Raw genomic sequence first — 24,906 nt, 5'->3', positions numbered from 1 at the left:
TGGACGGTTGTCCGTTGCGCCACCGGAAGGGGTGAATGCTCGTAACTTTCCTGCACCCGTCGCGTTTCGACGCGCTACAGGCGAATTCGCCCGGTCAGCCGCCCGGGAACACCCAGGGATTGGGGCGGCACTTGATGCCCTCGATCTCCAGCGACTTGGTCTGCTGCTGCATCACGGGCGCCAGTGCGCCCGGCGTACGGCAGTTCACATGGTTGTACCCCAGCCGGTGCCCGACCTCGTGGTTGATCAGCATCTGCCGGTACGGGAGCATCGCGTCGGCCCCGTACGTCTCGGAGCCCTGTGCCCACCGGTACGCGTTGATCATCACGCGCTCGGTGGCGGCGGAGTCGCACGAGACGTTGTCGACGGTCGTGTCCAGCCCGGACTTGGCGCACCAGACCCCGGTGGTGCCCGGACTCGCCAGCGTGATCACGAACTCCGGCTCGCCGCTGGAGATCCGCTCGAACGTCATGGCCCCGCCGTGCGCCCAGCTGCGGCCGTCGTTCAGGGTCTGCTGGACCGCCCGCGCGAACAGCGCGGGGTCGAGCCCGAGCCCCTTCTCGACGTCGATCCGGTAGTACACCTTGCGGCCCTTGCCCGGTGCCTTGTCGGTGCCGGGGACGACCTCGAACGCGCCGGACCCCTTCAGCCGCGGGTCCAGCGGGAACCGCTTGGCCATCAGCTGCGCGTACGTCGGCGGGGCGGCGCGCCGTGCGGCCTCGGGCGGGGCCGGGCGCTCGTCGGAACGGTCCGACCGTGCCCCGGTGCCGGCGTCGGCCGCGCGGCCGGCGCTCTGGCCCGCCGAGCGGGAGTCGGAGCCGCCCGGCCCGGCGCCGGTGACCTGACCGGCCACGACGACGGCGAGGACGGTGGTGACGGCGGCGGCCGCGATGCCGGTGAACGTACGGCCCTTGCCGCCGCCACTCCGACCGCCGCCGCCCGTCTTCCGGTCGTCCTCCTGGAGCCGGGGCTCCTCGGGAGCCGTCCCGCGCGGGGCACCGTCGAAGGCCTCGACGAAGTCGCGCCGGGGTCCGGGTATCCGCGCGCAGGCGCCCACTCCGGTCGCCGGGACCGTGGACGGGGCCGCGGAGGGGTCCGGCCGGGGCGGTGCGCCGCGCCAGTCGCCGTACCGGCCGGGCTCGCCCCAGCCACCGCCAGGCTCGTGGTGCTCGGGGTGGCCGCCCCGCACATGCTGCTGCTGGCTCTGGTGCTGGTGGTGCGGTTCGGGAGGTGCCGCGGAGGCTTTGCGCCGGCGCCCGGTACCCGAACGCGCCCCCTCACGCACCGCGCCCGTGGCCTGTTCGGAGCCCTGAGGTGCGGGGCCTTTACGACTATGTCGTCCCACGCCCCGGATCAGCTCCCGTCGCTGTCGTCGCTGCCGTCGCTGTCGTCGCTGCCGTCGATCAGTTCCCGTACGGCCTGGGCGACCGTCTCCGGGTACTCCATCATCGCGACGTGCCCGGCGTCCGGAAGCGCCAGCAGCCGCGAGTCGCGGAACGCGGCCGACGCCCTGCGGGCCATGCGGAACGAGACGAGCTGGTCACGCCCCCCGTACACCAGCAGCGTCGGCGCGAGCACCCGCTCCGCCTGCCGCCACAGCCCGTGCTGACCGCCCAGCGTGTACGCGTCCACGATGCCGCGCGCCGAGCGGGCCATCGCGTCCCAGAAGTACGGCAGCCCCAGGCGCCGCTCCATCTCCTCCACCGCGTTGCGGAAGCCCTCGTCGGTGACCCGCCCGGGGTCGCCGTAACAGAGCCCGAGCACGCCGCGCACCCGCTGCTCCGCCGTCCAGTCCCGGGTGAGCCGGGTGAAGAGAGAGGCGACGCCGGGCAGCGCGAGCAGCGCCGTGGGCCAGGCTCCGCGCTGCGCCCGCAGCTCCGGCAGCGCGGGCGAGATCAGCGTCAGCGTACGGACCAGGTCGGCGCGGACGGCCGCGACGCGGGTGGCGACGGCGCCGCCCAGCGAGTTGCCGACCAGATGGACGGGCCCGCGCCCGGCGGAGTCCAGCAGCCGGATCACCGCGCGCGCGTGCGCCGTGACCGAATAGTCGCCGTCGTCCGGCGGCGGGGAGTCACCGAAGCCGGGAAGGTCGACCGCCTCGCCGTCCACGACGTCCTCGAGCAGCGGCATCAGTGCCGACCAGTTCTGCGAGGAGCCGCCGAGCCCGTGCACGTACAGAGCGGGCGGCAGCCCGGTGCGGTCCGACGGCCGGTGGCGCACGTTCAGCGTCAGTCCGGGCAGCGTCACGGAGCGCAGCCGCTCGCCCTCCGCGACCCGTACGGCGCTCACCCGCGGTCCCGCCGCGGTGGCGGCGACGGATTCCGGCAGCTCGGTCGAAGACATGCGGCAATGTTACGAGACGATCACGCAGGCACCGATGTGTTCGCCGTCACAGATCGCATAGCGCGTAGAAGGGGTACCTCCTAGGCTCATACGTGAGGGCATTTCGCCCAGGCCCCCGCCCGCCCATGTGAAAGGGAGCCCATGACCGTCGACCCGAACGAACCGGAAACCTTCGAAGCCGACACCACCGAGGCGACCGTGACGCTGGACGAGGAGACTCCCGAGGCCGACGCCGCCGAGCAGCACACCGAGCTCCAGCAGCGCACCGACGACCCGCTCACCCGCATCGATCCGAGCGTGGCGAACGAGGCCGACGCGGCCGAACAGACCCGCGTGGTCACCATGGACGAGGACGACTACCGCTGATTTGGTCGGTTTAATGTTGAATCTCCGGCTACCCCACGCGTCCGGTACGTGAAATTCTGCGCTCGCAGCGCGCACAGCCGGGTTACCCAAAAGTACGATGGCGGGCGCGGCGCACAGCGCGCAAGGATCGATTTTGGGAGGCGGCGTGACAGCCATCGAGCAGACAGAGGCGGCGCGCCCGAGGGGCACGCGCCTGCCGCGCCGAGCCCGACGCAACCAGCTCCTGGGCGCCGCCCAGGAAGTGTTTGTCGCGCAGGGGTACCACGCGGCCGCGATGGACGACATCGCGGAGCGCGCCGGCGTCAGCAAGCCGGTGCTCTACCAGCACTTCCCCGGGAAGCTGGAGCTGTACCTGGCCCTGCTGGACCAGCACTGCGAGTCGCTGCTCCAGGCCGTGCGCACGGCGCTCGCCTCCACCACGGAGAACAAGCTGCGCGTGGCGGCCACCATGGACGCCTACTTCGCGTACGTGGAGGACGAGGGCGGTGCCTTCCGCCTCGTCTTCGAGTCGGACCTCACGAACGAACCGGCGGTGCGCGAGCGCGTCGAGCGGGTCTCGCTGCAGTGCGCGGAGGCGATCTCGGAGGTCATCGCCGAGGACACGGGGCTGTCCAAGGACGAGTCGATGCTGCTGGCCGTGGGCCTGGGCGGCGTCTCGCAGGTGGTCGCGCGGTACTGGCTGTCCAGCGAGTCGGCGATCCCGCGTGAGAAGGCGGTCCAGCTGCTGACGTCGCTGGCGTGGCGGGGCATCGCCGGCTTCCCGCTGCACGGCTCGGAATCCCACTGATGATCGGTGTCGTCTCTCCGGGCTAATGTGTGCAGCGTACGGCGCGGCTGACCGCGCAACGCTGACCGTTCGGAGGGACATAGCCGTGGAGGTCAAGATCGGCGTGCAGCACGCGCCCCGGGAGATCGCTCTGGAGAGCGGGCAGTCCGCCGAGGAGGTGGAGCGCGCGGTCACCGACGCGCTGGCCGGAAAGACGCAGCTGCTCAGCCTGACGGACGACAAGGGCCGCAAGGTCCTGGTGCCGACCGACCGGATCGCCTACGTGGAGATCGGCGAGCCGGCAAAGCCGCGGGTGGGTTTCGGGGCGCTCTGAGCAGTACGGCAGTACGACGCGAAGGCCCGGCGGGGTTGCCCCCGCCGGGCCTTTCACGTGCCCCACGAGGAGGATTGCGTTTCACGCGCATCGGGTAGGACGGCCTGTGACCGTTTTGCCCGCCCCGCCGTCCGCGAGGTGATCGCGTGTTCTGGGAAGCTTTCGGCTCCGTCGTGCTTGGATTCGCACTGTCCTGGGCGGCCGCCCACCGCCTGGCCGACCGGCTCCCGTCACGCCGCGTGGTCCTCGGCGCGGGTGTGCTCGGCGCGTTGTTCGGCGCCCTGATCACCCACGCGGCGCTCGGCCCGGGCCACGCGCTGGGCACCGTGCTCGGCGCGGTCGCGGTCGCCGCGGTCGTCCTCTCCCTGCTACTGCGCCCGGCCCGCCGCCTGCGCCGCTCAGCGGCGACCTGACCGGGGCCGCGCGCCCCGGTACCCCTTTGGCGGGGGTGTGCGGGGGCCAGGGCGTTGTCCCCCACCCCGCCCCTTCCCGAAACCGGGGGCTTCGCCCCCGGGCCCCCTGCCGGGGGAGGTTGGTTGTACGTGGGGGCTGACGCCCCCACGACCCCGGGGACCGGCAGCTTCGCGCCGCGAGCGACCAAGCCCGCACGGGCTCCGTACACGCGTGGGCGTCGCCCCCGCACCCGCAGCTCGGCAGCTTCGCGCCGCGAGGGACCACGCCCGGAACAGCTCGGTGCGCGCGGCCCGGCGACGCAGGGGAACCCCACGCCCGCACGGCTCCGTGCACGCGGCGCGGCACAGGCGAGGGACCACGCCCGGCACAGCTGCCTGCGCGCGGCGGCGCAGGCGAGGCCCACCCCCGCACGGCACCGTGCCAGCGACGCGGGGGGCTGGCCGGCCCCGAAGGGGGGACGCGCAGTGGGGCGTGTTCTGGGCGTAAAACGACTGAGCTTGCGAAGGAGAGCCCAGGACACGACCCACGGAGCGGCCCCAACGGCACCCATACGCACACGGGCACCCCCGAAGGGCGCGCCCCGCCGGCACGGCGACCGGCACGCGCACGCGCGCACGGGCACACGGGACGGCCCGGCGCCAGCGGATGGGCAGCCGCCCCGTCAGGCAGCCAGACCCAGCGCGGCCATGCGCTTGGTGTGGGCCTTGGTGATGCGCGAGAACATCTCCCCCACCGCCGCCAGGTCGAAGCCGTCCGCCACGCCGCCCACGAGCATCGTGGACAGCGCGTCGCGCTCCGCCACCACCCGCTGGGCCTGGAACAGGGCCTCGCCCATCAGGCGGCGGGCCCACAGGGCGAGACGGCCGCCCACCCGCGGATCGGCCTCGATCGCGGCGCGTACCTTCTCGACGGCGAAGTTGCCGTGCCCGGTGTCGTCCAGCACCGCCAGCACCAGCGCGCGCGTGTCGGAGTCCAGCCGGACGGCGACCTCGCGGTAGAAGTCGCTGGCGATCGAGTCGCCGACGTACGCCTTGACCAGGCCCTCCAGCCAGTCGGACGGCGCGGTCTGGCGGTGGAAGTCGTCCAGCGCCTTGGCGAACGGCTCCATCGCGGCCGTCGGCTCCGCGTCGATCGCCGTCAGCCGGTCCCGCAGCCGCTCGAAGTGGTGGAACTCGGCCGACGCCATCTTCGCCAGCTCCGCCTTGTCGGCGAGCGTCGGCGCCAGCTTCGCGTCCTCGGCCAGCCGCTCGAAGGCCGCGAGCTCTCCGTACGCGAGCGCGCCGAGCAGGTCCACGACCGCGGCGCGGTACTGGGGCTCGGCGGAGGCACCGGCCCAGTCGAGGGCGGCGATCCCGGTCGGTTCGTCGGCGGAAGCGGCGGAAGCAGCGGAAGCGGCGGCGTTGTCAGGCGTCTCCATGAAGCGCACAATAGCCCGCCCGCCGCGGCACCGAAGGCCCTGGTCATCCACTGAGGCCTCCACTGTGACCTCCCCCTCCTTATGAATTGACCCAACACACCTGCGCGGATCCGGGGTACAGTGATATTGCGCCTGCTGAGTATGCAGTCATGTTCGTACGTACTTGGCGGGCCATCTCATGAATGAGGATGCCCGGTCGGTGGCCCGATCGGCTCCGACCCGACAGCCCTCCGTGCGCGCACCGCGCCGCACATGAGGGGCCCCTCAGCGGTATGACGCTAGAGCGACGGCAGTGGTCCCGTGCCACTCGGCCGCGATCTCGCGGTCTGCGGCCGGACAGTCACCGGCACGGTAAGACCCCCAAGCGTTCGCCTCATGCCGCGTCTCACAGAAGAGGCAGCACCCTGACTACGACTTTCCGAGAGCTCGGGATCCTTCCCGAGACGGCCGAGGCGCTCGAAGCCGTCGGCATCACGTCCCCCTTCCCCATCCAGGAGATGACCCTTCCGGTCGCACTCTCCGGCACCGACGTCATCGGCCAGGCCAAGACCGGCACCGGCAAGACCCTCGGTTTCGGCCTGCCGCTGCTGGAGCGCGTCACCGTCCCCGCGGACGTCGAGGCGGGCCGGGCGAAGCCCGAGCAGCTGACCGACGCCCCGCAGGCGCTGGTGGTCGTCCCCACCCGCGAGCTGTGCACCCAGGTCACCAACGACCTGCTGACCGCCGGCAAGGTCCGTAACGTCCGCGTTCTCGCCATCTACGGCGGCCGTGCGTACGAGCCCCAGGTCGAGGCGCTGAAGAAGGGCGTCGACGTGATCGTCGGCACCCCGGGCCGCCTCCTGGACCTCGCCGGGCAGCGCAAACTGGACCTGTCCAAGGTCAAGGCCCTCGTCCTCGACGAGGCCGACGAGATGCTCGACCTCGGGTTCCTGCCCGACGTCGAGAAGATCATCAACATGCTTCCGGCGAAGCGCCAGACCATGCTGTTCTCGGCGACCATGCCGGGCGCGGTCATCGGCCTGGCCCGCCGCTACATGTCGCAGCCCACGCACATCCGCGCCACCGCGCCGGACGACGAGGGCGCGACGGTCGCGAACATCGCGCAGTACGTGTACCGCGCGCACTCCATGGACAAGCCCGAGATGGTCTCGCGCATCCTCCAGGCCAACGGCCGCGGGCTCGCGATGATCTTCTGCCGTACGAAGCGCACGGCGGCCGACATCGCCGAGCAGCTCGAGCGGCGCGGCTTCGCCTCCGGCGCGGTCCACGGCGACCTCGGCCAGGGCGCCCGCGAGCAGGCGCTGCGCGCCTTCCGCAACGGCAAGGTCGACGTCCTCGTCTGCACCGACGTCGCCGCGCGCGGCATCGACGTCGAGGGTGTCACGCACGTGATCAACTACCAGTCGCCCGAGGACGAGAAGACCTTCCTCCACCGCGTGGGCCGCACGGGCCGCGCGGGCAAGAAGGGCATCGCCGTCACGCTGGTGGACTGGGACGACATCCCGCGCTGGCAGCTGATCAACAAGGCGCTGGGCCTGGACTTCCACGACCCGGTCGAGACGTACTCGACGTCTCCGCACCTGTACGCGGAGATGGACATCCCGGAGGGTACGAAGGGCGTCCTGCCGCGTGCCGAGCGGACCCGTGCCGGTCTGGACGCCGAAGAGGTCGAGGACCTCGGCGAGACGGGCGGCCGCGGTTCGCGCGGACGGCGCTCGGAGCGCTCGGAGCGTTCGGACCGTACGGAGCGTACGGAGGAGCGCCCGGAGCGTACGCGTACGCCGCGTCAGCGCCGTCGCACGCGGGGCGGCGCCCCCATGGCGGCCGACGCCCCGGTGACCGCCGAGGCGGCGACCCCCGCGGCTCCCGCGGCCCCCGTGGCCGAGGAGACCCCGGCGCCCCGCACCCCCCGCCGGCGCCGTACGCGCACCCGCGCGGGCGCCCCGGCGGCGGAAGCCGCAGCCACCGCGCCGGTCGAGGCCGTGGCGGAGGTCGCGGAGGAGCCCGCCAAGCCCCGCCGCCGCACCCGTAAGGCCACCGAGCCGGTCGCCGAGGTGACCACCGAGGCCACCGAGCCGGTCGCCGAGACCAAGCCGCGCCGCACCCGCAAGGCCGCCACCGCCCCGGAAACCACCGAGGCCGCCGAACCCGTCGCCGAGGCCAAGCCCCGCCGCACGCGCAAGGCCACCGCCGCCCCGGAAACCCCGGAAACGCCGGACGCCCCGGAAGCCGCCGAGGCCAAGCCGCGCCGCCGCACCCGCAAGGCCGCCGAGGTGACCACCGAGGCCACCGAGCCGGTCGCCGAGACCAAGCCGCGCCGCACCCGCAAGGCCACCGCCGCCCCGGAAACCACCGAGGCCCCGGCAGCCACCGAAGCGGTCGAGACCAAGCCGCGCCGGACGCGCAAGGCCGCCGTCCCGGCCGTCGAAGCCGAGACCGCCGAGGCCGCCGGGACCGCCGAGGCCAAGCCCCGTCGGCGCCGGGCGACGAAGAAGGCCGTGGCCGCCGCCCAGCCCGAGAGCTGACGGCCCGCGACTGACGGCTGACGGCCACGACCGACAGCCCACCGCCGCACCAGGCACACGGCGACGGCCCCGCCCCCCAACCCGGGGGGGCGGGGCCGTCGCCGTGTCGGCGCCCGGGGCCCACGCCCCGCTAGCCTCGTCCCATGAGCCGTCCGCCCACGTTCACCCCGCCCCCCTGCGCCCGTGCCTACGCCCTCCGCACGTCGCGCGGTGACTTCGCCGTGCTGGACGCGGCGCCCGCCGACGGTACGGAGCCGAAGGGCACGGCCCTCCTGCTGCCCGGGTACACCGGGTCCAAGGAGGACTTCATCGCCATGCTGGAACCGCTCGCCGACGCTGGCTACCGCGCCGTCGCCGTGGACGGTCGCGGGCAGTACGAGACGCCCGGCCCCGCCGAGCAACAGGCGTACGCCCAGGAGGAGTTGGCGCGCGACGCGCTGGCGCAGGCGGAGGCCCTCGACACCGGCCCGGTCCACCTCCTCGGCCATTCCCTCGGCGGCCAGATCGCCCGCGCCGCCGTACTGCTCGACGCGCGGCCCTTCGCGACGCTCACGCTGATGTCGTCCGGGCCCGCCGAGGTCGCCCCGGCCCAGCAGGAGAAGATCAAGCTGCTGAGCGACGCGCTCGCGGTGATGACCATGGGTCATGTGTGGGACGCCATGCGCGCCCTGGACCCGCCCGAGGACGCCGACGACGCCGGCAGCCGCCGCGAGGACCTGCGCCGCCGCTGGCTGCTGCACAATCCGGCGCAGTTGCTGGCCACCGGCCGCCAACTGACCATGGAACCCGACCGGGTCGACGAGCTCGCCGCGCTGCGCCCGCCGCTGCCCGTGCATGTGGTCTCGGGCGTGCGGGACGACACATGGCCGGTGCCGCTCCTCGACGCGATGGCGGACCGGCTGGGCGCCCACCGGACGCGCGTCGAGGGCGCCGAGCACTCACCGAACACCGACCGGCCGGTGGAGACCGCGACCGCCGTATCCCGGTTCTGGGACCGTCAGAACCGCGACTGAAGGTGCTGCCAGAAGCCGTCCCGCAGCGACCGCCGCAGCACGGCGTGCCCGCGCAGGGAACGGCTCAGCACCCGCTCCGCCTCGATGAGCAGGTCCTGGTCCACGGGTCCGGGCAGGTACGGGTGGCCGGGCAGCAGCTCGGCCATCGCGGCCTGGCCCCGCTCGGCCAGCCACGTCTCCGCTATCCGGGCGCCCACGAACCGCACCTCGTCGCGTGACGGTGGCGGCTCGCCCTCGCTCTCGTACGTCGTCACGGGCCGCCGGGTGATGTAGGGGCGGCAGAAGTCGAGGTCGAAGGTGCGGGTGCTGTCGACCTCCCAGAGCAGCGGCTCGGCCTGGTTGCGGCCGTCCGCCGCCTCGATGCCCCAGAGGTGGACGCGCGCCCCGAAGCCCTGGGCGGCCTCGACCGCCGAGACCAGGTCCTCGTCGCCGCCGACCAGCGCCGCGTCGCTGATGGCGCGGTGGCGGGCCAGCGACTCCAGATCCGTCCGGATCAGCGAGTCGACGCCCTTCTGCTGGTTGTTGGCGTTGAGGTTGCCGAGCCGGACCTTGACGTCGGGGAGTTCGGCGATCGCCTGCTGTTCGGCGGTGTGGATACGGCGCCGGGCGCCGTCGTACCAGTAGACGCGCAGCAGCCGGCTGTCCGCGAAGATCGTGCGGGCCTTGTCGATGAAGGCCTCGATGAGCCCTTCCGCGTCCAGGTCGAAGGAGCGCCGGTCCTCGGTGCCCGCCACCAGCAACCCGGCCGCAGCATGGACGTAACCGGCGTCGACGAAGATGGCGTGTGTCGAGGGCGTCTTGGCGACCTCGGCCAGCATGCGCTGCAGGAGCTCATTGGTGCGCTCCAGGCGTGCGCCGAGTTCGGTGAGGGTGGGAGCGGGGGTGTCCGCGTCATGGTTCATACGGGGCTCATTGTCCGCCGCCGGGCGGGTGCTCGCCACCACCCACCGGGGATTACTTAGACGGCCAAAAATTTTCTTTAGCGTAGGGAATGTTTGCCCCCTACATGGCGTTGGCACTCGTACGGAACACAGTTCTCCAGCAGGAGGATCAACTCAGGACGAAGGGAGAAGCCCGTGCGCTTCGAGATTCTGCGACTCGACGACGTCGACGGCACGCCCGTGGACCGCACCGTCGTGGACGCTGCCTCCGTCAACCGGATCGTGCAGCAGGCCGCCTCGATCGGCCAGCGCATCTGGATCCGCCCGGCCGCGACCACGGCCTCATAACGAGAACGAGCCACCGCGCCCCCGCGCGGACTCCGGCCCCCCGATCACCGGGAGCCGGAATCCGTACGGGGGCGCAGTGCTGTCACGCCCCCTGGATGACCTGGGTGACGCCGTTGATGATCTGCTGCACCGCGATCGCCGACAGCATCATTCCGGCGAGCCGCGTCACCAGCACCACACCGCCGTCCTTGATGACGCGGATGATCAGCAGCGAGTAGCGCATGGTCAGCCACAGCACGACGTGCATGGCGACGATCGCCGCCCACACCGAGATCTGCCCGCTGACGCCGTCCGCGTGCTGTACGGCGAGGATCACCGACACGATGGCGCCGGGACCGGCCAGCAGCGGCATGCCCAGCGGTACGAGGGCGACGTTGACGTCCTTCGTCTGCTTGGGTTCGTCGGTCTTGCCGGTCAGCAGGTCGAGCGCGATGAGCAGCAGGAGCAGACCGCCCGCGATCATCAGCGCGGGCACGGAGACATGCAGGTACGCCAGGATCTGCTGGCCCAGGATGCCGAAGACGGTGATCACGCCGAAGGCGACGGCGACGGCCTGCCAGGCCATCCGGCGCTGCACCTTGGTGGCCCGGCCGGAGGTCAGGGCGAGGAAGATCGGGGTGATCCCGGGGGGATCCATGATGACAAAAAGGGTGAGGAAGAGGGAGCCGAAGACGGCGACGTCGAACACAGTGAGGGCCTTGCGGGAGGAGGTCGTACAGAAGGAGTGCGGATACGGATGGGGCTGAGGTGTCGTGGGCGGGATCCCGCCGCGAGGAGCCACGGAAGCGTCCCGCGGGGCGGGACCGGGCGGCGTCCGCCGAGGGGCACTCCGCGCGCGGGGTCGCGGGCGGCGTCGTGCCCCGGAGTTACGCCGGGGAGGGTCCCCCCGTGCCCGGGACCGGGAACGCGCCGGTCGCGCGGCGCGTGATCTCGCCGTAGATCTCCGGGTCGGTGGTGTGGTCGCCGAGCCGGCAGGTCTTGCGGGTGCCGTGGTAGTCGCTGGAACCGGTCGTCAGCAGGCCGAGCTCGGCGGCGAGGCCGCGCAGCCGGGCACGCGTGGGCTCGTCGTGGTCCATATGGTCGATCTCGATGCCGTCGAGACCGTACGCGGCGAGCTCGGCGATGACCGACTCGGGCACCGTGCGGCCGCGCTTGGCGGCGCCGGGGTGCGCGAAGACGGTGACGCCGCCGGCCGCCTTGACGAGCCGGATCGCGGTGAACGGGTCCAGCTCGTGCTTGTCGACGTACGCCCGGCCGCCGTCGGCGAGCCACTGGGGCGTGAAGGCGTCGGAGACGCTGGGGACGACGCCGAGCTCGACGAGCGCCTCGGCGATGTGCGGCCGGCCGACGGAACCGTCACCGGCGATGGCGGCGACGCGCTCCCAGGTGAGGGGGACGCCCAGTTCCTGGAGCTTGCCGACCATGGCGTGGGCGCGCGGGACGCGGTCGTCGCGCACCAGCTCCCGCTCGCGGGCCAGCTCGGGCTCGTCCGGGTCGAAGAGGTACGCGAGCATGTGCATGCCGATGCCGTCGATCCGGCACGAGAGCTCGGCGCCCGTGACCAGGGTGAGGCCCTCGGGAAGCGCGGCTATCGCCTCGGCGTGGCCGCGCGTGGTGTCGTGGTCGGTCAGCGCGACGACGTCGAGCCCGGCCGCGGCGGCGCCGAGCACGAGCTCGGCGGGGGTGTCCGTACCGTCGGAAGCCGTGGAGTGGGTGTGCAGGTCGATGCGCACGACGCGGGGCTCCGGGGCTCGGGACGGACAGGGGACTGCTCAAGGATACCGGCCCTCACCCGGTCCCCACGCCGTCAGTCCAGCAGTCTCGGGCTCAGCGCCCCGCACGGGAGCAGCTCGACCTCCGAGCCGGCCTCCCGGAGGTCGGTCAGGACGAGTTCGTCGTACATCAGCAGGCCCGATTTCTCGGGCCAGACGATGGCCCACAGCCACAGCCCGCGGGCCTCGCCCGCGAAGACCGCGCGGTCCTCGGGGGCGTCGCTGACGTGCCAGAGCGGGGTGGGCCGGCCGGCGGCGAGGACCTTGGCCTGCGGGCGGGTGCCGACGCACATGTGGGGGCCCGGGTCGGGGCCGTCGAGCCCGGCGTACCGCGCGCCCAGGCCGACGCCCAGCTCCTCGGCGATCAGCAGCAGCTCCCCCACGCCCCCGAGCGGCCCGGGGCCCGAGCAGGCGACGACGGTGGCCCGGCCGCCGCTGCGGTCGTCCCCCGCGTACGCCACACCGGTGAACAGCCACCCCACCGGCAACGGCCACGGCATCCAGACGGGCACCTGGGACCGGTGCGTGACGACGCCGAGCGCTTCCACGCTGGGCGGGATCACGGGCTGCAGCGGGTGCACGGCGCCGTGCACGTCGCACTGCCAGGAGTCGGAAAAGAGACCGGGCGCCCTGACCCGGCCTCCGCACTTCGGGCAACTGGGTTCGCCCCTCATAGCGTTCAACGGTCCTCCCCGGTCGTCGCCTCGTCAAGGACGATCACCCGTCCGGTGTGCCGCTCCCCCCACAAATATGGTTGTATCTTGCATCCATTAGCTGTCCTGAGGGCCCGATCCCGCCGCCCATCGCCAGGCCCGAACGCGACACCCGGCCAGGTGCCGCTGCCGCTCACCTCGCCGGCTCGCGGCCGCCGCCGCGAAGCACCTCGCGCCGAAGCCCCAGCGCCCCGGCCCGCCGTCGCGACCAACTGGCGGACGTCAGCCGAGAGTTACGGACGTACGCAGCGGATCGCGCAGGTCCGTACCGGCCGCCAGCCACCGCTCCTGGAGCGCCTGCGCACCGTGTACGCGCTTCCACGCGGCCTCGTTGGGCGTCATCGGCAGCAGCGGCAGGAAGCGCACCGGGTCCATCGGCGCGTCCAGCTCCAGGTCCTCGACGAGGCCACCGGGCTCCGCGACGAGCACGGAGGTGAACGGGGCGCCCGGCCACAGGGGTTCGCCGGTGTCCAGGGACGCGCCCGGGGCCACGACCACGCCCTCGACCTGCGGCGAGGCGGCGAGGACGGCGAGCGGGCGCAGCACCTTGTCGGTGTCGGCGAGCCCCGCCCGTACGCTCAGGAGCAGCTCCGCGCGCGGGCCCTTGACCGGGTCGGCGAGGGCGGCGGTCGGGTCGGTCATCGGCTGGGCCGACATGCCGAGCGTGGCGTACCTCACCAGGCCGAGGGCGGCGTCCGGGAAGCGGAGGACCTCGATGCGGTCGGTGCCCAGGAACGTCACCGCGGCACGCGCGTCCGGTTCACCGAGGGCGGTACGCAGCCGGGCCTCGACCAGAGCAAGAACTTCTCCCATGCGGGGAGCATAGAACGCGTATGGAACGGGCAAAGTAAGGGATTGACCCTCAGTCGGCTGATAGTCTTGGCCGTCTGCTGGTCGGGACAGCACGCCAAGCGTCGCTTTCCAGTCCCGACAACACGTCATCCCTTACGGGGGACCGGCCGGAGGAGGTGGGGCTGCGGTGGATCGAAGTCGACCGTGCAGTACCAACCGCTCTTCCGCCCGCGGCTTTTCTCTGTGACCTGAGAGGCATCTCACCTGCCTGCTCCCGCTCGTCCTCATGGGGCGTGAGTGTGAGGTCACGGCTATTCGCACGACGGAAGAGCACACCGTTTTGCCTGTCTGTAGCGAACGCCGTCACCGCGATCCCGCGGTGCCGCCCGCTTTGCGGACGTAAGGAACGCCACGTCCCCATTCCGGGCTGTGCCACGCCCCGCGACGGCCTCTCCGTGAAGGAGCCAGCCATGTCGATGATCCGTGACCTGCGCGCAGCGGTCCGCCCGTCCCTGCGCAAGAGCACCGCCCCCTACAACACGTACAACTCCTACGACGCGACCCGTGACCCGTCGACGTCCACCGCGGTCGTCGACTGCGCCGTCTACCGCGACGGCCGCCGGCTGAAGGACGACGCGACCGACGCGTGCCTGACGCCCCGTGAGGCCATGCGGCAGGTGCGTGAGGGCGGCGGCTTCGCGTGGATCGGGCTGCACGAGCCGACGGAGGCGGAATTCGCCGGTATCGCGGCCGAGTTCGGGCTGCACCCGCTGGCCGTGGAGGACGCGGTCCACGCGCACCAGCGACCCAAGCTGGAGCGGTACGACGACACGCTGTTCACCGTCTTCAAGACGATCCACTACGTGGAGCACGCCGAGCTCACCGCGACCAGCGAGGTCGTCGAGACCGGTGAGGTGATGTGCTTCACCGGGCGGGACTTCGTGATCACGGTGCGGCACGGCGGGCAGGGGTCACTGCGCAACCTGCGGCACCGGATGGAGGGCGAGCCGGAGCTGCTGGAGAAGGGGCCGTCGGCGGTGCTGCACGCCATCGCCGACCACGTGGTGGACGGCTACATCGCGGTCGCGGACGCGGTGCAGATCGACATCGACCAGATCGAGATCGACGTCTTCTCGCCGCCGGCGAAGGGCTCCACGCGCGGCGCCGACACCGGGCGGATCTACCAGCTCAAGCGTGAGGTGCTGGAGTTCAAGCGGGCGGTGTCGCCGCTGCTGCGGCCGATGCAGCTGCTGAGCGAGCGGCCCATGCGGCTGGTGGACCCCGACATCCAGAAGTACTTCCGGGACGTCGCCGACCACCTGGCGCGGGTCCAGGAACAGGTCATCTCCTACGACGAGCTGCTGAACTCGATCCTCCAGGCCAACCTGGCGCAGGCGACGGTCGCGCAGAACGAGGACATGCGCAAGATCACGTCGTGGGCGGCGATCATCGCCGTACCGACGGCGGTGTGCGGCGTGTACGGCATGAACTTCGACTACATGCCGGAGCTGCGGTGGAAGTTCGGCTACCCGCTGGTGCTGGTCGGCATCTCGGTGATCTGTTTCGCCATCCACCGCACCCTGAAGCGCAACGGGTGGCTGTAGCTAAGCTGCGGGGCATGACGGAAAAGCTGCTCGACCAGGCCCTCGTCGAGGAGGCCACCAAGAAGTCCGGTCTCATCTGGGTACGGGGCGGGGGCCCGGCCCGCGCGCTGTGGCACGTGTGGCTCGACGGCGCGGCGTACGTCGTCGGCGACGGGCCGGGCGAGCAGCCGCTGCCGGGGCTGGCGGACGGCTCCGCCGCCGAGGTGACGGTACGCAGCAAGGACAAGGGCGGCCGTGTGGTCGCCTGGACGGCCGCCGTGACCGAGCTGGCCCCGGGCTCCGAACCATGGGAGGCGGCCGTCGCGGAGCTGAAGGGCAAGCGGCTGAACGCCCCGGACGCGGAGACGATGACCGACCGCTGGGCCCGCGAGTGCCGGGTGCTGCGCCTGACCCCGCAGGGCGCGACCACCGCCCACCCGGACGGCTCCCTGGCGGCCGCCCCGCTCCCCACCCCGGCCACCACCCGCCACCCCATCCCGGCGGCACTCCCCCGCCTGCTGCTGAAGCGCAAGAAGCGCTAGCCGCACGGTCCGCGGCGAGGAGGGGCCGTGCAGGGTCGTCCCAACAGAGGCCGGCGGCCTCGAAACGGCTCCCTTGCCCCGGGCCCGGGGCCGCCGGCCTCCAGGAGACGAGCCCGAGGGGCCCCGGCCCTGACCCACCGGGCCCAGGCCGGCACCGCCCCGGGCGAAACCGGGCCCAGGCACCGCCCGGGCCCGCTGTACCCACGGCGGACGGCGAGCAGACGTGTCAGTCGCTGGTGCGCGGCAGCTGGCGGCCGTAGTCGAGGGTTTCGTCCTTGGACGGGGGCGTCAGGGGGAAGGTCTTGTTCCAGTCCGACAGGACGACCACGCCCGCACCGCCGCCCCGGGCGAACTGGAGCGGGTAGGGGGTGCCCTCCAGGGAGACGTCGAGGGTGCCGCCCTCGCCCTTGGGGCCGCCCGCGACCTTGATGGTGCGGATGCCGCCGACCTTGGAGCGGTCGCCCTTGACGAGGTCGCCGTGCACTTCCAGCAGCCCGTCGAGCAGGACGTTCATCTCCGTGAAGCCGCGCAGCTGCTTGTACGAGGGGTCGTCCTGCGGCACCTTCACGTACATGTCGTCGAGCTTGTCCGCCGCCTTGGTGCCGGAGTCGTCCGGCTCCTCCTCCGCGCTCGTCCAGAAGTCCGCGTCCGCCCTCAGATAGAGCGCGTCGCCGACCCGCAGCAGCTCGAACGTGGAGGTCTTGGTGACGACCGACCCGCTCGCGCCCGTCTGGTCCAGCCGCATGTTCAGCGTGTACGTACCGCCCTTGCTGACCAGCTTCCCCGACAGCCGTACCGCCTTGGCGCCGTCCGCCGCCGCCCGCGCCTTGGACTCGATCTGCGCGGCGGACAGTTTGGCCACCCCGTTCGTGCCCGCGTCCGGATCGACGGGTTCCTCTCCGCAGGAGGTGAGCACCGCGGTCAGCCCGGCGCACAGCACGAGGGGGAGGGCGGCCCGGCGGGCGCGCGAAGCCGGGGCGAGAAGGGTCACCAGCGCACTGCCTCTCATCAAACCGTGGGGGGTTGGCAGACCGCAGCGTACCTGTGTCGTATACGGCGGTCGCAGAGAGCCGGACGGACGCCCTGCCTGGGCGGCCCGCACCAGGACGGGCTAGCCTGAATCGGCGTAAAGTTCTCAATTCCGGCGTACGAGGAGGTGTGCGGCATGGCGGCAGGCGCCCGCATCTTCGTCTCGCACCTCGCCGGCATCCCCGTCTTCGACCCCAACGGTGACCAGGTCGGCCGCGTCCGCGACCTCGTCGCGATGCTGCGCGTCGGCGGCCGCCCGCCCCGCCTCCTCGGCCTGGTCGTGGAGGTGATCGGGCGCCGCCGGATCTTCCTGCCGATGACCCGGGTCACCGGCATCGAGTCCGGCCAGGTCATCACCACCGGAGTGCTCAACGTACGCCGCTTCGAGCAGCGCCCCACCGAGCGCCTGGTCCTCGGCGAGCTGCTCGACCGCCGCGTCCGGCTGGTCGAGGACGGCTCCGAGGTGACCGTCCTGGACGTCGCCATCCAGCAGCTCCCGGCCCGCCGCGACTGGGAGATCGACAAGGTCTTCGTCCGGCGGGGCGGCGGCGGGGCGCTGCGCCGCAAGGGCGAGACGCTGACGGTCGAGTGGTCGGCTGTGACCGGCTTCTCGCTGGAGGAGGTGGGGCAGGGCGCCGAGAGCCTGGTCGCCACCTTCGAGCGGATGCGCCCGGCCGACCTCGCCAACGTCCTGCACCACCTGAGCCCCAAGCGCCGCGCCGAGGTCGCCGCCGCCCTCGACGACGACCGGCTCGCCGACGTCCTGGAGGAGCTGCCCGACGACGACCAGATCGAGATCCTCGGCAAGCTCAAGGAGGAGCGGGCCGCCGACGTCCTGGAGGCCATGGACCCGGACGACGCCGCCGACCTGCTGTCCGAGCTGCCCGAGGAGGACAAGGAGCGGCTGCTGACGCTGATGCGGCCGGACGACGCCGCCGACGTACGCCGCCTGATGTCGTACGAGGAGCGTACGGCGGGCGGTCTGATGACCACCGAGCCGATCGTGCTGCGCCCCGACGCGACGGTCGCCGACGCGCTCGCGCGCGTACGCCAGCAGGACCTCTCCCCCGCCCTCGCCGCGCAGGTGTACGTGTGCCGGCCGCCCGACGAGACGCCGACCGGCAAGTACCTGGGGACGGTGCACTTCCAGCGGCTGCTGCGCGACCCGCCGTTCACCCTCGTCTCGGCGATCGCGGACACCGACCTGGAGCCGCTCCCCCCGGACACCCCGCTGCCCTCGGTGACCAGCTACCTCGCCGCGTACAACCTGGTCGCCGCCCCGGTCGTGGACGAGAGCGGGTCGCTGCTCGGCGCGGTCACCGTCGACGACGTACTGGACCACCTGCTGCCCGAGGACTGGCGCGAGACCGAGTTCCTCCCGGACACGGAGGACGCCGCGCATGGCCGCTGAGCGTACGCAGGAGCGGCCTCCCTCGCCGCGCATCCGGCTGGACCAGCCGGGCGAGCGGCGGCCGAGGCTGCTGCCCGCGTACGACCCGGAGGCGTTCGGGCGGCTGTCGGAACGGATCGCCCGCTTCATCGGCACCGGCCGGTTCCTCGTCTGGATGACCGCCGTCGTCGTCGTGTGGGTCCTGTGGAACACCTCCGCGCCCGACGCGTGGCGCTTCGACGAGTACCCGTTCATCTTCCTGACGCTGGCGCTGTCGCTCCAGGCCTCGTACGCCGCCCCGCTCATCCTGCTGGCCCAGAACCGGCAGGCCGACCGCGACCGCGTCACCCACGAGCAGGACCGCAAGCAGAACGAGCGCTCCATCGCCGACACCGAGTACCTGACCAGGGAGATCGCCGCACTGCGCATGGGCATGGGCGAGGTCGCCACCCGCGACTGGATCCGCTCCGAGCTGGAGGACTTCATCAGAGAGCTGGACGACCGGAGCGCCGGGTCCCGGCGCGGAAGTGACGAAGCCGACCGCTGACAGCCTTTCCGGAGCCCGGGTCCGGCGCCGTACCATCTCCGTATGGTTACGGAAGACGCGGTGCGTGAAGCACTGGCGACGGTGAACGACCCCGAGATCAACCGACCGATCACTGAGCTCGGCATGGTCAAGTCGGTGGAGATCGGTACGGACGGGGCGGTCGCCGTCACCGTCTACCTCACGGTCTCCGGCTGCCCGATGCGCGAGACGATCATCACGCGCGTGAGCGAGGCCGTCTCCCGCGTCGCGGGCGTCACCGGCGTCGACGTGACGCTCGACGTGATGAGCGACGAGCAGCGCAAGGAGCTGGCCGCCGCGCTGCGCGGCACCACCGCCGAGCGCGAGGTGCCGTTCGCCAAGCCCGGCTCGCTGACCCGGGTGTACGCGGTCGCCTCCGGCAAGGGCGGCGTCGGCAAGTCGTCCGTGACCGTGAACCTGGCGGCGGCGATGGCCGCCGACGGGCTGAAGGTCGGTGTCGTGGACGCCGACATCTACGGCCACAGCGTGCCGCGCATGCTGGGCGCGGACGGCCGCCCCACCCAGGTCGAGAACATGATCATGCCGCCGTCGGCGAACGGCGTGAAGGTCATCTCCATCGGCATGTTCACCCCCGGCAACGCCCCGGTGGTCTGGCGCGGCCCGATGCTGCACCGCGCGCTCCAGCAGTTCCTCGCGGACGTGTACTGGGGTGACCTGGACGTCCTGCTGATGGACCTTCCGCCGGGCACCGGCGACATCGCGATCTCGGTCGCGCAGCTGGTGCCGAACGCCGAGATCCTCGTCGTCACCACGCCGCAGCAGGCGGCGGCCGAGGTCGCCGAGCGCGCCGGCTCCATCGCCGTACAGACCCACCAGAAGATCGTGGGCGTCGTCGAGAACATGGCGGGCCTGCCCTGCCCGCACTGCGACGAGATGGTCGACGTCTTCGGCACGGGCGGCGGCCAGCGGGTCGCCGACGGCCTGACGAGGACCACCGGCGCCACGGTCCCGGTGCTGGGCTCCATCCCCATCGACGTACGGCTGCGCGAGGGCGGCGACGAGGGCAAGCCGGTCGTCCTGACCGACCCCGACTCGCCGGCGGGCGCGGCACTGCGCACCATCGCGGGCAAGCTCGGCGGCCGCCAGCGCGGCCTGTCGGGCATGAGCCTGGGCATCACACCGCGCAACAAGTTCTGAGCGGTACGAGTGAGGGGCGGCCCTGCGGGCCGCCCCTTTGTCGTGCCGCGGGCCTACGCGTACGCGGTGATGTCCCGCACCACCGCGAAGCCCAGCCCGTACGCGCTCATCCCCCGCCCGTACGCACCCAGATGGACCCCGGCCGCCGTCGTACCGGCCAGCACCCAGCCGAACTCCGACTCGCGGTAGTGGAACGGCAGCGGGACGCCGTCGACCGGCAGGGAGAGCGTCGACCACTCCGGCCCGTTCAGGTCGTCGGCCAGCTCGAAGGCCGTCTCGGTCTGCTGGTCCAGCCAGTCGTCCCGCAGCGAGTGGTCCAACTGGGGCGGCCAGGTGTACGCGAGGAGCCCCGACCCGGCCAGCCAGGCGGCGGAGGACACGCTGGTGGCGTCCAGCACCCCCGTACCGTCACCGCTGCGCCGCACCGGGCTCGCCGCGACCGTGACGACGGCCGCGAACCGCTCCTTCTCCGCCCCGGCCGCCTCGAGCCGGTCCGGCCGTATCGACGGCTCGTCGCCGTGCCCGATCGCCCCGTGCTGGACCGTACCGTCGGCGGACGTGCCGACCTGCATCAGCCAGCGCGGCCCGGTGAACGCCTCGTCCAGCCCGTACCAGGGGAACGACGCACGCAGATAACCGTCGACCGTACGCCGGGCCGCGGGCACCCCCTCGGGCGTCCCGGTCGCCTCGGACGTCGACGTGGTGCCGGGTGCGGCACCCTGCGCCCCTACTCGACTCGTCGTCTCCATCTGCCCGGCCGCCTCCTCGATCCATGGAGTCCGGTACGGCGCCGCCCCGACGGGCGTTCTCGCAACCGGACAGATGGAGAGGATAGCCACCTTGCGGGAGCTCCTCCCGGAAGGACGGCCCGGACGGGGCTCAGGTGGCGTCGGCGTCGAACGGCGGGCGGTCGCCGTGGACGGGCTTGTCGCCCTTCTTCAGCAGGTCCGGGCCGCCACCGGCCGAGCCTCCCCCGTGGCCTTCGGCACGGGAGGTACCCCCAACCGCGGCGGGGACCGCCGGAACCGACACGTCCGGCTCTCGGCCGTTGACCGCGTCGGCGACGTCGTTGATCTCCTTCTTGAGATCGAAGCTGCTGCGGATCTCCTTCAGGTCCTCGTTCTCCGTCAGCTGCTTGCGGATGAACGTCTTGGGGTTCAGGTCCTCGAATTCGAAGTCCTTGAACTCCGGTCCCAGTTCGCTGCGGATGTCGTGCTTCGCGCTCTCCGAGAAGTCACGGATCTTGCGGATGAAGCCGGAGATGTCCTGGATGACCTTCGGCAGCTTGTCGGGGCCGAAGACGAGCACGGCAAGGACCACGAGCGCCACCAGCTCGAGTGCGCCTATGTCATTGAACACCTTGCTGCTCCTTCACAGGGTCCGGTCCGTGGTCCGTGGTCGATGGTCCGCTCGGTCAGGCCCGGGGCCGGGGGGCCCGTAACACGGTACCTGGCCGGACTGTCGGGGCGGTACCTCGCGGTGACCTCGTGGTGGCCTCCCGGTGGACGTTCAGCCACCCGCGGAGGAACCGAGCGTCAGCGTCTTGGTCTGCTCCTTGCCACCGCGTTCCAGGGTCAGCCGGAGCCGGTCGCCGGGGCGGTGGGCGCGGATCTTCACGATCAGCTCCTCGCCGCTGTGCACGCGCTGGCCGTCCACCTTGGTGATGACGTCGCCGGGCCGGATGCCCGCCTTGGCGGCGGGGCCGCCGGGTGTGACGGACGCGCCGCCGTCCTGGGCCTTCTCGCCGACCCTGGCGCCGTCGCCGGTGTACTTCATGTCGAGGCTGACGCCGATGACGGGGTGGTTGGCCCTGCCGGTGTTGATCAGCTCCTCGGCGACGCGCTTGCCCTGGTTGACGGGGATGGCGAAACCGAGCCCTATCGACCCGGCCTGGCCGCCGTCGGGACCGGAGCCGCTGTCGGCGGCACGGATGGCGCTGTTGATGCCGATGACCCGGGCCTTGGAGTCGAGCAGCGGGCCGCCGGAATTGCCGGGGTTTATCGGGGCGTCGGTCTGGAGCGCGTCGACGTAGCTGATGTCGCTGCCGTCGCCCTTCTCGCCGCCCGCGGTGATGGGCCGCTCCTTGGCGCTGATGATGCCGGAGGTCACGGTGTTCTGGAGGTCGAAGGGGGCGCCGATCGCGACGACCGGGTCACCGACGCGGACGTTGTCGGAGTTGCCGAGCGGCAGCGGCTTGAGGTTGGAGACGCCCTTCACCTGGACGACCGCGAGGTCGTAGCCGCTGTCCTTGCCGACCAGCTCGGCGACGGCCGTCTCGCCGCCGCTGAAGGTGACGGTGATGTCGCCGGAGGTGCCGGCCGGGTCGACGACGTGGTGGTTGGTGAGGATGTGGCCCTGCTCGTCGAGCACGAAGCCGGTGCCGGTGCCCTGCTCGCCGCCACCGCTGACGTGGAGGGTGACCACGCCCGGCAGGGCGCTGGCCGCGATGCCGGCGACGCTGTCGGGCGCCCGGCCGTCGTCCTCCCGGCCGGCCTGCGGGAGCTCGACGGTGGTGAGGCCGCCGTGCCGCTCGATGTACGCGCCGACACCGCCGCCGAGTACGCCGGTGAGCCCGGCGAACAGCAGCGCGGCCACCACGGCGAGCCCACGGCGCCCCTTCCGGCTCCGCCGCACGGGTCCGGGTCCGGCCTGGCTGAGCGGCTGCTGCGGCCCGGCGACGCCGGGGGTGCTCCAGGGGTCGTACTGCAGCCACTGCGTCGGCTGCGGGTGCGGGTGCGGTGTGGCGGGGGGCTGCGGGTGCGGTGTGGCAGCCGGCTGCGGGTGGGGGTGCTGTTGCGGCGTCCCGTACGCGGGCGGTACGGCGGTCCCGTGCGCGGGCGTCGCCATCGGCCGCTGCACGGGCGGCGCGGGCGCCCACGGCCCGGGCTCGCCGTAGGGCGGGGTGCTGTACTCGTCCGGCTGATGCAACGGCTGCGGCCGCACCCCCGCCGAGCCCTGAGCCCCGGCAGGCGCGGGCCCCGGCACGGCGGGCGCGGCGCCGGGTTCGGGCCCCTGGGCGGAGCCCGGCGCGGGGGTGCCCGGGGTGGCAGCGGGTGCCGGTTCCGGGACCTGGGCGGCGCCCGGCGCGGGGCCGGGTTCGGGTGCCTGGGCGGCGCCCGGCGCGGGGGTGCCCGGGGCGGCGGCGGGCGCGGCGCCCGGTTCAGGCGCCTGGGCGGAGCCCGGCGCGGGGGTGCCCGCTTCCGTCACCGTGTGCTGCCGCATCGGGCGGCTCCACCACTTCGGCTTGGGCTTCCCGTCGTCCATGTTCTCCCCGCTGCGTACCCGTCCGCGCCCCGTCGGGGCGCCCCTGCGCAGGATTCAACCAGGTCCGGTGGCCGCCGCGCAGGGGGGCGCCGGTCAGTGGCCTGCGGGGAGCGGGAGCGAGCTGGGTGACGGGGTGGCCGTGGCGAGGAGCGGCGCGGGCCCCGTGGGGCGTATCAGCGGTGCGGGCGGCGTGGTGTTCAGCGTGCTCACCGCACCCCCCAGCGGCGTCGCCAACAGAAAGGGATGGGCTCCCGGCCGCTGCACCGCGTGGAGCGGCACGGCCGACAGCGGCGAGGCCGGCCGGTCCGTCGCTCTGACCGGCCCGTACCCGCCGCCCCGGCGGCGGCTGTTCTCGCCGGTACCCGTGCTCTGGGCCTGGCCCGGCGACGACCGCAGCGGCGTGACGTTGTTGCCCGTACCGTCGCCGCGCGCGTCCACCGTGGCGGCCGTCGGCAGCGCACCGCCCAGGGCGATCGCCGCGAACGACACCGCGCTGGCGGCGGCGAACGCGAACCTCCGGCCGCGCCATGACGAACGCTCCGTCTCCTGGCGGCCCACGTCGTGGATGCGGAAACCCGCATCCGCTCCCCCGGCATAGCCGAAGGCGCCGGGTCTCACTCCGAACGCGCCGTCACCGCCGAAGGGTCCTACCCTGTCGTCATCACCGCCCGGAGCACCCCCGGGCAACCCCTGGAGGCGTGCGAGCAGCCCCTCGGAGGGCGGCGGCGGGTCGGCCTGGGCGAAGACGCTCTTCAGCCGCCGCTGTGCGTCGGCCTCGGCCTTGCACCTGGGGCAGGTCGCCAGGTGGGCGAGGACCCGCTCCCGGGCGTCATGGCCCAGCTCGCCGTCGACGAGCGCGGCGAGACGGTCCCCCAGGTGGTGCTCGGCGGGGGTCGGACGTGTGCCACTCACGCGGGTCCGCCCTCCCCGCCCACGGCCACGAAGGTGCGCTGCTCGGCCCGGGCCTCGGGCGATCGGTGCTTGAGGGCCTTGCGCAGATGCGAGCGGCCGCGGTGGATCCGGCTGCGGACGGTGCCGAGCTTGACCCCGAGCGTCGCGGCGATCTCCTCGTACGACAGCCCTTCGATGTCGCACAGGACCACGGCCGCGCGGAACTCGGGCGCGAGGGTGTCGAGGGCCTGCTGGACGTCGGCGTCGAAGTGCGTGTCGTGGAAGACCTGCTGCGGGGACGGCTCGCGGCTGGGCAGCCGCTCCGCCGCGTCGTCGCCGAGCGCGTCGAACCGGATGCGCTGCTTGCGGCGCACCATGTCCAGGAAGAGGTTGGTGGTGATGCGGTGCAGCCAGCCCTCGAAGGTGCCGGGCGTGTACGTGGACAGCGAGCGGAAGACCCGGACGAAGACTTCCTGCGTGAGGTCCTCGGCGTCGTGCTGATTGCCGGTCAGGCGGTACGCGAGGCGGTAGACCCGGCCACTGTGCGTGCTGACGATCTCCTCCCACGAGGGCGGAGTCCACGCCTGCGATTCCGCATCCGATGCGAAGGTCGCGGTGGTGGGTGCGAAGTCGGCGGGCATGGAACGGTCAGCGGTGTCGGTCACGGATTTCGGCTCACCCGCCGACCTGAGAAGGCGCCGCAGCACTCCTCCCCGATCCACAGGCGCAGCCGCACCTCCCCTATCGGCTCTGGTGGTGTCCAGTGGAGCCCCTACCATAGCCACCTCGCCCGTTAGCTC

The 24,906-nt window shown here is 72.6% G+C and carries 26 protein-coding genes; 12 read left to right on the top strand and 14 right to left on the bottom strand.

Annotation, left to right across the window (positions count from 1 at the left end):
- Window positions 1-94: 94 nt before the first annotated feature.
- Complete coding sequence (locus BKD26_RS03935) at window positions 95-1,345, bottom strand: DUF3152 domain-containing protein (protein WP_084895757.1); 1,251 nt, start codon at window positions 1,343-1,345, stop codon at window positions 95-97.
- Between the two features lie 8 nt (window positions 1,346-1,353).
- Window positions 1,354-2,343 (bottom strand): alpha/beta hydrolase, encoded by a 990-nt coding sequence (locus BKD26_RS03930; RefSeq protein WP_084895755.1) that lies wholly within the window; start codon window positions 2,341-2,343, stop codon window positions 1,354-1,356.
- 141 nt (window positions 2,344-2,484) lie between these two features.
- On the opposite strand from BKD26_RS03930, the gene BKD26_RS03925 reads away from it, so the two are divergent.
- The 4 genes from BKD26_RS03925 to BKD26_RS03910 all read left to right on the top strand — a co-directional run bounded on the left by BKD26_RS03925 (window position 2,485) and on the right by BKD26_RS03910 (window position 4,222).
- Window positions 2,485-2,709 (top strand): hypothetical protein, encoded by a 225-nt coding sequence (locus BKD26_RS03925; RefSeq protein ID WP_084895753.1) that lies wholly within the window; start codon window positions 2,485-2,487, stop codon window positions 2,707-2,709.
- 145 nt (window positions 2,710-2,854) lie between these two features.
- The gene (locus tag BKD26_RS03920) at window positions 2,855-3,496 is read left to right on the top strand and encodes a TetR/AcrR family transcriptional regulator (RefSeq protein WP_073754138.1); all 642 of its coding nucleotides are present in this window, start codon (window positions 2,855-2,857) and stop codon (window positions 3,494-3,496) included.
- Between the two features lie 85 nt (window positions 3,497-3,581).
- Window positions 3,582-3,809, top strand: a complete 228-nt coding sequence (locus BKD26_RS03915; RefSeq protein ID WP_073754137.1) for a DUF3107 domain-containing protein — start codon at window positions 3,582-3,584, stop codon at window positions 3,807-3,809.
- Window positions 3,810-3,955: 146 nt separating this feature from the next.
- Complete coding sequence (locus tag BKD26_RS03910; protein WP_073754136.1) at window positions 3,956-4,222, top strand: hypothetical protein; 267 nt, start codon at window positions 3,956-3,958, stop codon at window positions 4,220-4,222.
- 662 nt (window positions 4,223-4,884) lie between these two features.
- Here BKD26_RS03910 and BKD26_RS03905 read toward each other — a convergent pair.
- The gene (locus BKD26_RS03905) at window positions 4,885-5,640 is read right to left on the bottom strand and encodes a ferritin-like fold-containing protein (protein WP_084896216.1); all 756 of its coding nucleotides are present in this window, start codon (window positions 5,638-5,640) and stop codon (window positions 4,885-4,887) included.
- 272 nt (window positions 5,641-5,912) lie between these two features.
- Here BKD26_RS03905 and BKD26_RS03900 point away from each other — a divergent pair, with 272 nt between their 5' ends.
- Window positions 5,913-8,165, top strand: a complete 2,253-nt coding sequence (locus BKD26_RS03900; RefSeq protein ID WP_084895751.1) for a DEAD/DEAH box helicase — start codon at window positions 5,913-5,915, stop codon at window positions 8,163-8,165.
- Window positions 8,166-8,308: 143 nt separating this feature from the next.
- Window positions 8,309-9,178, top strand: a complete 870-nt coding sequence (locus BKD26_RS03895) for an alpha/beta hydrolase (protein ID WP_084895749.1) — start codon at window positions 8,309-8,311, stop codon at window positions 9,176-9,178.
- Here the strand turns inward: BKD26_RS03895 and BKD26_RS03890 are convergent.
- Window positions 9,163-10,080, bottom strand: coding sequence for an NYN domain-containing protein (locus BKD26_RS03890; protein WP_084895747.1), 918 nt, complete (start codon window positions 10,078-10,080; stop codon window positions 9,163-9,165). The two genes, BKD26_RS03895 and BKD26_RS03890, sit on opposite strands and share 16 nt — an antisense overlap.
- 174 nt (window positions 10,081-10,254) lie before the next feature.
- Here BKD26_RS03890 and BKD26_RS38920 point away from each other — a divergent pair, with 174 nt between their 5' ends.
- Window positions 10,255-10,407, top strand: coding sequence for a hypothetical protein (locus BKD26_RS38920; protein ID WP_107417746.1), 153 nt, complete (start codon window positions 10,255-10,257; stop codon window positions 10,405-10,407).
- An 82-nt stretch (window positions 10,408-10,489) separates the two neighbouring features.
- Here the strand turns inward: BKD26_RS38920 and BKD26_RS03885 are convergent, their stop codons facing one another.
- The 4 genes from BKD26_RS03885 to BKD26_RS03870 all read right to left on the bottom strand — a co-directional run bounded on the left by BKD26_RS03885 (window position 10,490) and on the right by BKD26_RS03870 (window position 13,705).
- Window positions 10,490-11,095: a MarC family protein gene (locus BKD26_RS03885; protein WP_084895745.1), complete on the bottom strand. Its 606-nt coding sequence runs from the start codon at window positions 11,093-11,095 to the stop codon at window positions 10,490-10,492.
- Window positions 11,096-11,273: 178 nt separating this feature from the next.
- Entirely contained in the window at window positions 11,274-12,140 is an 867-nt protein-coding gene (locus BKD26_RS03880; protein WP_084895743.1) for a PHP domain-containing protein, read from the bottom strand.
- 74 nt (window positions 12,141-12,214) lie between these two features.
- The gene (locus BKD26_RS03875; RefSeq protein ID WP_073754130.1) at window positions 12,215-12,853 is read right to left on the bottom strand and encodes a DUF6758 family protein; all 639 of its coding nucleotides are present in this window, start codon (window positions 12,851-12,853) and stop codon (window positions 12,215-12,217) included.
- Between the two features lie 261 nt (window positions 12,854-13,114).
- The gene (locus tag BKD26_RS03870; protein WP_084895741.1) at window positions 13,115-13,705 is read right to left on the bottom strand and encodes a suppressor of fused domain protein; all 591 of its coding nucleotides are present in this window, start codon (window positions 13,703-13,705) and stop codon (window positions 13,115-13,117) included.
- Window positions 13,706-14,154: 449 nt separating this feature from the next.
- On the opposite strand from BKD26_RS03870, the gene BKD26_RS03865 reads away from it, so the two are divergent.
- Both BKD26_RS03865 and BKD26_RS03860 read left to right on the top strand, forming a co-directional pair.
- A complete protein-coding gene (locus BKD26_RS03865; RefSeq protein ID WP_084895739.1) occupies window positions 14,155-15,288 on the top strand; it encodes a magnesium and cobalt transport protein CorA in 1,134 nt (377 codons plus the stop codon).
- 14 nt (window positions 15,289-15,302) lie between these two features.
- Complete coding sequence (locus BKD26_RS03860) at window positions 15,303-15,809, top strand: hypothetical protein (protein WP_084895737.1); 507 nt, start codon at window positions 15,303-15,305, stop codon at window positions 15,807-15,809.
- A 226-nt stretch (window positions 15,810-16,035) separates the two neighbouring features.
- On the opposite strand, the gene BKD26_RS03855 is transcribed toward BKD26_RS03860, so the two are convergent.
- Window positions 16,036-16,800 carry a hypothetical protein gene (locus BKD26_RS03855; RefSeq protein ID WP_084895735.1) on the bottom strand — a complete coding sequence of 255 codons (765 nt, stop codon included), beginning with the start codon at window positions 16,798-16,800 and terminating at the stop codon, window positions 16,036-16,038.
- A gap of 174 nt (window positions 16,801-16,974) precedes the next feature.
- On the opposite strand from BKD26_RS03855, the gene BKD26_RS03850 reads away from it, so the two are divergent.
- The 3 genes from BKD26_RS03850 to BKD26_RS03840 are packed head-to-tail and all read left to right on the top strand — an operon-like array spanning window position 16,975 to window position 19,951.
- The gene (locus tag BKD26_RS03850) at window positions 16,975-18,249 is read left to right on the top strand and encodes a CBS domain-containing protein (protein WP_073754125.1); all 1,275 of its coding nucleotides are present in this window, start codon (window positions 16,975-16,977) and stop codon (window positions 18,247-18,249) included.
- Complete coding sequence (locus BKD26_RS03845; RefSeq protein WP_084895733.1) at window positions 18,239-18,775, top strand: DUF1003 domain-containing protein; 537 nt, start codon at window positions 18,239-18,241, stop codon at window positions 18,773-18,775. Before BKD26_RS03850 ends, BKD26_RS03845 begins: the two co-directional genes overlap by 11 nt.
- A gap of 42 nt (window positions 18,776-18,817) precedes the next feature.
- The gene (locus tag BKD26_RS03840) at window positions 18,818-19,951 is read left to right on the top strand and encodes an Mrp/NBP35 family ATP-binding protein (RefSeq protein WP_084895731.1); all 1,134 of its coding nucleotides are present in this window, start codon (window positions 18,818-18,820) and stop codon (window positions 19,949-19,951) included.
- Window positions 19,952-20,004: 53 nt separating this feature from the next.
- On the opposite strand, the gene BKD26_RS03835 is transcribed toward BKD26_RS03840, so the two are convergent.
- The 5 genes from BKD26_RS03835 to sigE form a co-directional block, all read right to left on the bottom strand.
- Window positions 20,005-20,700, bottom strand: a complete 696-nt coding sequence (locus BKD26_RS03835) for a hypothetical protein (RefSeq protein ID WP_084895729.1) — start codon at window positions 20,698-20,700, stop codon at window positions 20,005-20,007.
- Window positions 20,701-20,830: 130 nt separating this feature from the next.
- Window positions 20,831-21,310 (bottom strand): sec-independent translocase, encoded by a 480-nt coding sequence (locus BKD26_RS03830; protein ID WP_084895727.1) that lies wholly within the window; start codon window positions 21,308-21,310, stop codon window positions 20,831-20,833.
- 150 nt (window positions 21,311-21,460) lie between these two features.
- Window positions 21,461-23,215 (bottom strand): trypsin-like peptidase domain-containing protein, encoded by a 1,755-nt coding sequence (locus BKD26_RS03825; protein WP_084895725.1) that lies wholly within the window; start codon window positions 23,213-23,215, stop codon window positions 21,461-21,463.
- A 93-nt stretch (window positions 23,216-23,308) separates the two neighbouring features.
- The gene (locus BKD26_RS03820) at window positions 23,309-24,127 is read right to left on the bottom strand and encodes a zf-HC2 domain-containing protein (RefSeq protein ID WP_084895723.1); all 819 of its coding nucleotides are present in this window, start codon (window positions 24,125-24,127) and stop codon (window positions 23,309-23,311) included.
- Window positions 24,124-24,885 (bottom strand): RNA polymerase sigma factor SigE, encoded by a 762-nt coding sequence (gene sigE / locus BKD26_RS03815; protein WP_179166401.1) that lies wholly within the window; start codon window positions 24,883-24,885, stop codon window positions 24,124-24,126. Before sigE ends, BKD26_RS03820 begins: the two co-directional genes overlap by 4 nt.
- Window positions 24,886-24,906: the final 21 nt, after the last annotated feature.

The sequence above is a fragment of the Streptomyces sp. CB03238 genome, from assembly GCF_002099185.1.
Lineage (GTDB): Bacteria > Actinomycetota > Actinomycetes > Streptomycetales > Streptomycetaceae > Streptomyces.
Note: the sequence above shows the minus strand (reverse complement) of the source record. Positions and strands in the feature narration are given on the sequence as shown.

What these genes read in the sequence shown, in the direction of transcription:
- BKD26_RS03930 (WP_084895755.1), bottom strand. Translation starts at nt 2,343, where the DNA reads ATGTCTTCGACCGAGCTGCCGGAATCCGTCGCCGCCACCGCGGCGGGA.
- BKD26_RS03925 (WP_084895753.1), top strand. Translation starts at nt 2,485, where the DNA reads ATGACCGTCGACCCGAACGAACCGGAAACCTTCGAAGCCGACACCACC.
- BKD26_RS03905 (WP_084896216.1), bottom strand. Translation starts at nt 5,640, where the DNA reads ATGGAGACGCCTGACAACGCCGCCGCTTCCGCTGCTTCCGCCGCTTCC.
- BKD26_RS03900 (WP_084895751.1), top strand. Translation starts at nt 5,913, where the DNA reads ATGACGCTAGAGCGACGGCAGTGGTCCCGTGCCACTCGGCCGCGATCT.
- BKD26_RS03895 (WP_084895749.1), top strand. Translation starts at nt 8,309, where the DNA reads ATGAGCCGTCCGCCCACGTTCACCCCGCCCCCCTGCGCCCGTGCCTAC.
- BKD26_RS03890 (WP_084895747.1), bottom strand. Translation starts at nt 10,080, where the DNA reads ATGAACCATGACGCGGACACCCCCGCTCCCACCCTCACCGAACTCGGC.
- BKD26_RS03875 (WP_073754130.1), bottom strand. Translation starts at nt 12,853, where the DNA reads ATGAGGGGCGAACCCAGTTGCCCGAAGTGCGGAGGCCGGGTCAGGGCG.
- BKD26_RS03870 (WP_084895741.1), bottom strand. Translation starts at nt 13,705, where the DNA reads ATGGGAGAAGTTCTTGCTCTGGTCGAGGCCCGGCTGCGTACCGCCCTC.
- BKD26_RS03865 (WP_084895739.1), top strand. Translation starts at nt 14,155, where the DNA reads ATGTCGATGATCCGTGACCTGCGCGCAGCGGTCCGCCCGTCCCTGCGC.
- BKD26_RS03860 (WP_084895737.1), top strand. Translation starts at nt 15,303, where the DNA reads ATGACGGAAAAGCTGCTCGACCAGGCCCTCGTCGAGGAGGCCACCAAG.
- BKD26_RS03850 (WP_073754125.1), top strand. Translation starts at nt 16,975, where the DNA reads ATGGCGGCAGGCGCCCGCATCTTCGTCTCGCACCTCGCCGGCATCCCC.
- BKD26_RS03845 (WP_084895733.1), top strand. Translation starts at nt 18,239, where the DNA reads ATGGCCGCTGAGCGTACGCAGGAGCGGCCTCCCTCGCCGCGCATCCGG.
- BKD26_RS03840 (WP_084895731.1), top strand. Translation starts at nt 18,818, where the DNA reads ATGGTTACGGAAGACGCGGTGCGTGAAGCACTGGCGACGGTGAACGAC.
- BKD26_RS03835 (WP_084895729.1), bottom strand. Translation starts at nt 20,700, where the DNA reads ATGGAGACGACGAGTCGAGTAGGGGCGCAGGGTGCCGCACCCGGCACC.
- BKD26_RS03825 (WP_084895725.1), bottom strand. Translation starts at nt 23,215, where the DNA reads ATGGACGACGGGAAGCCCAAGCCGAAGTGGTGGAGCCGCCCGATGCGG.
- sigE (WP_179166401.1), bottom strand. Translation starts at nt 24,885, where the DNA reads ATGGTAGGGGCTCCACTGGACACCACCAGAGCCGATAGGGGAGGTGCG.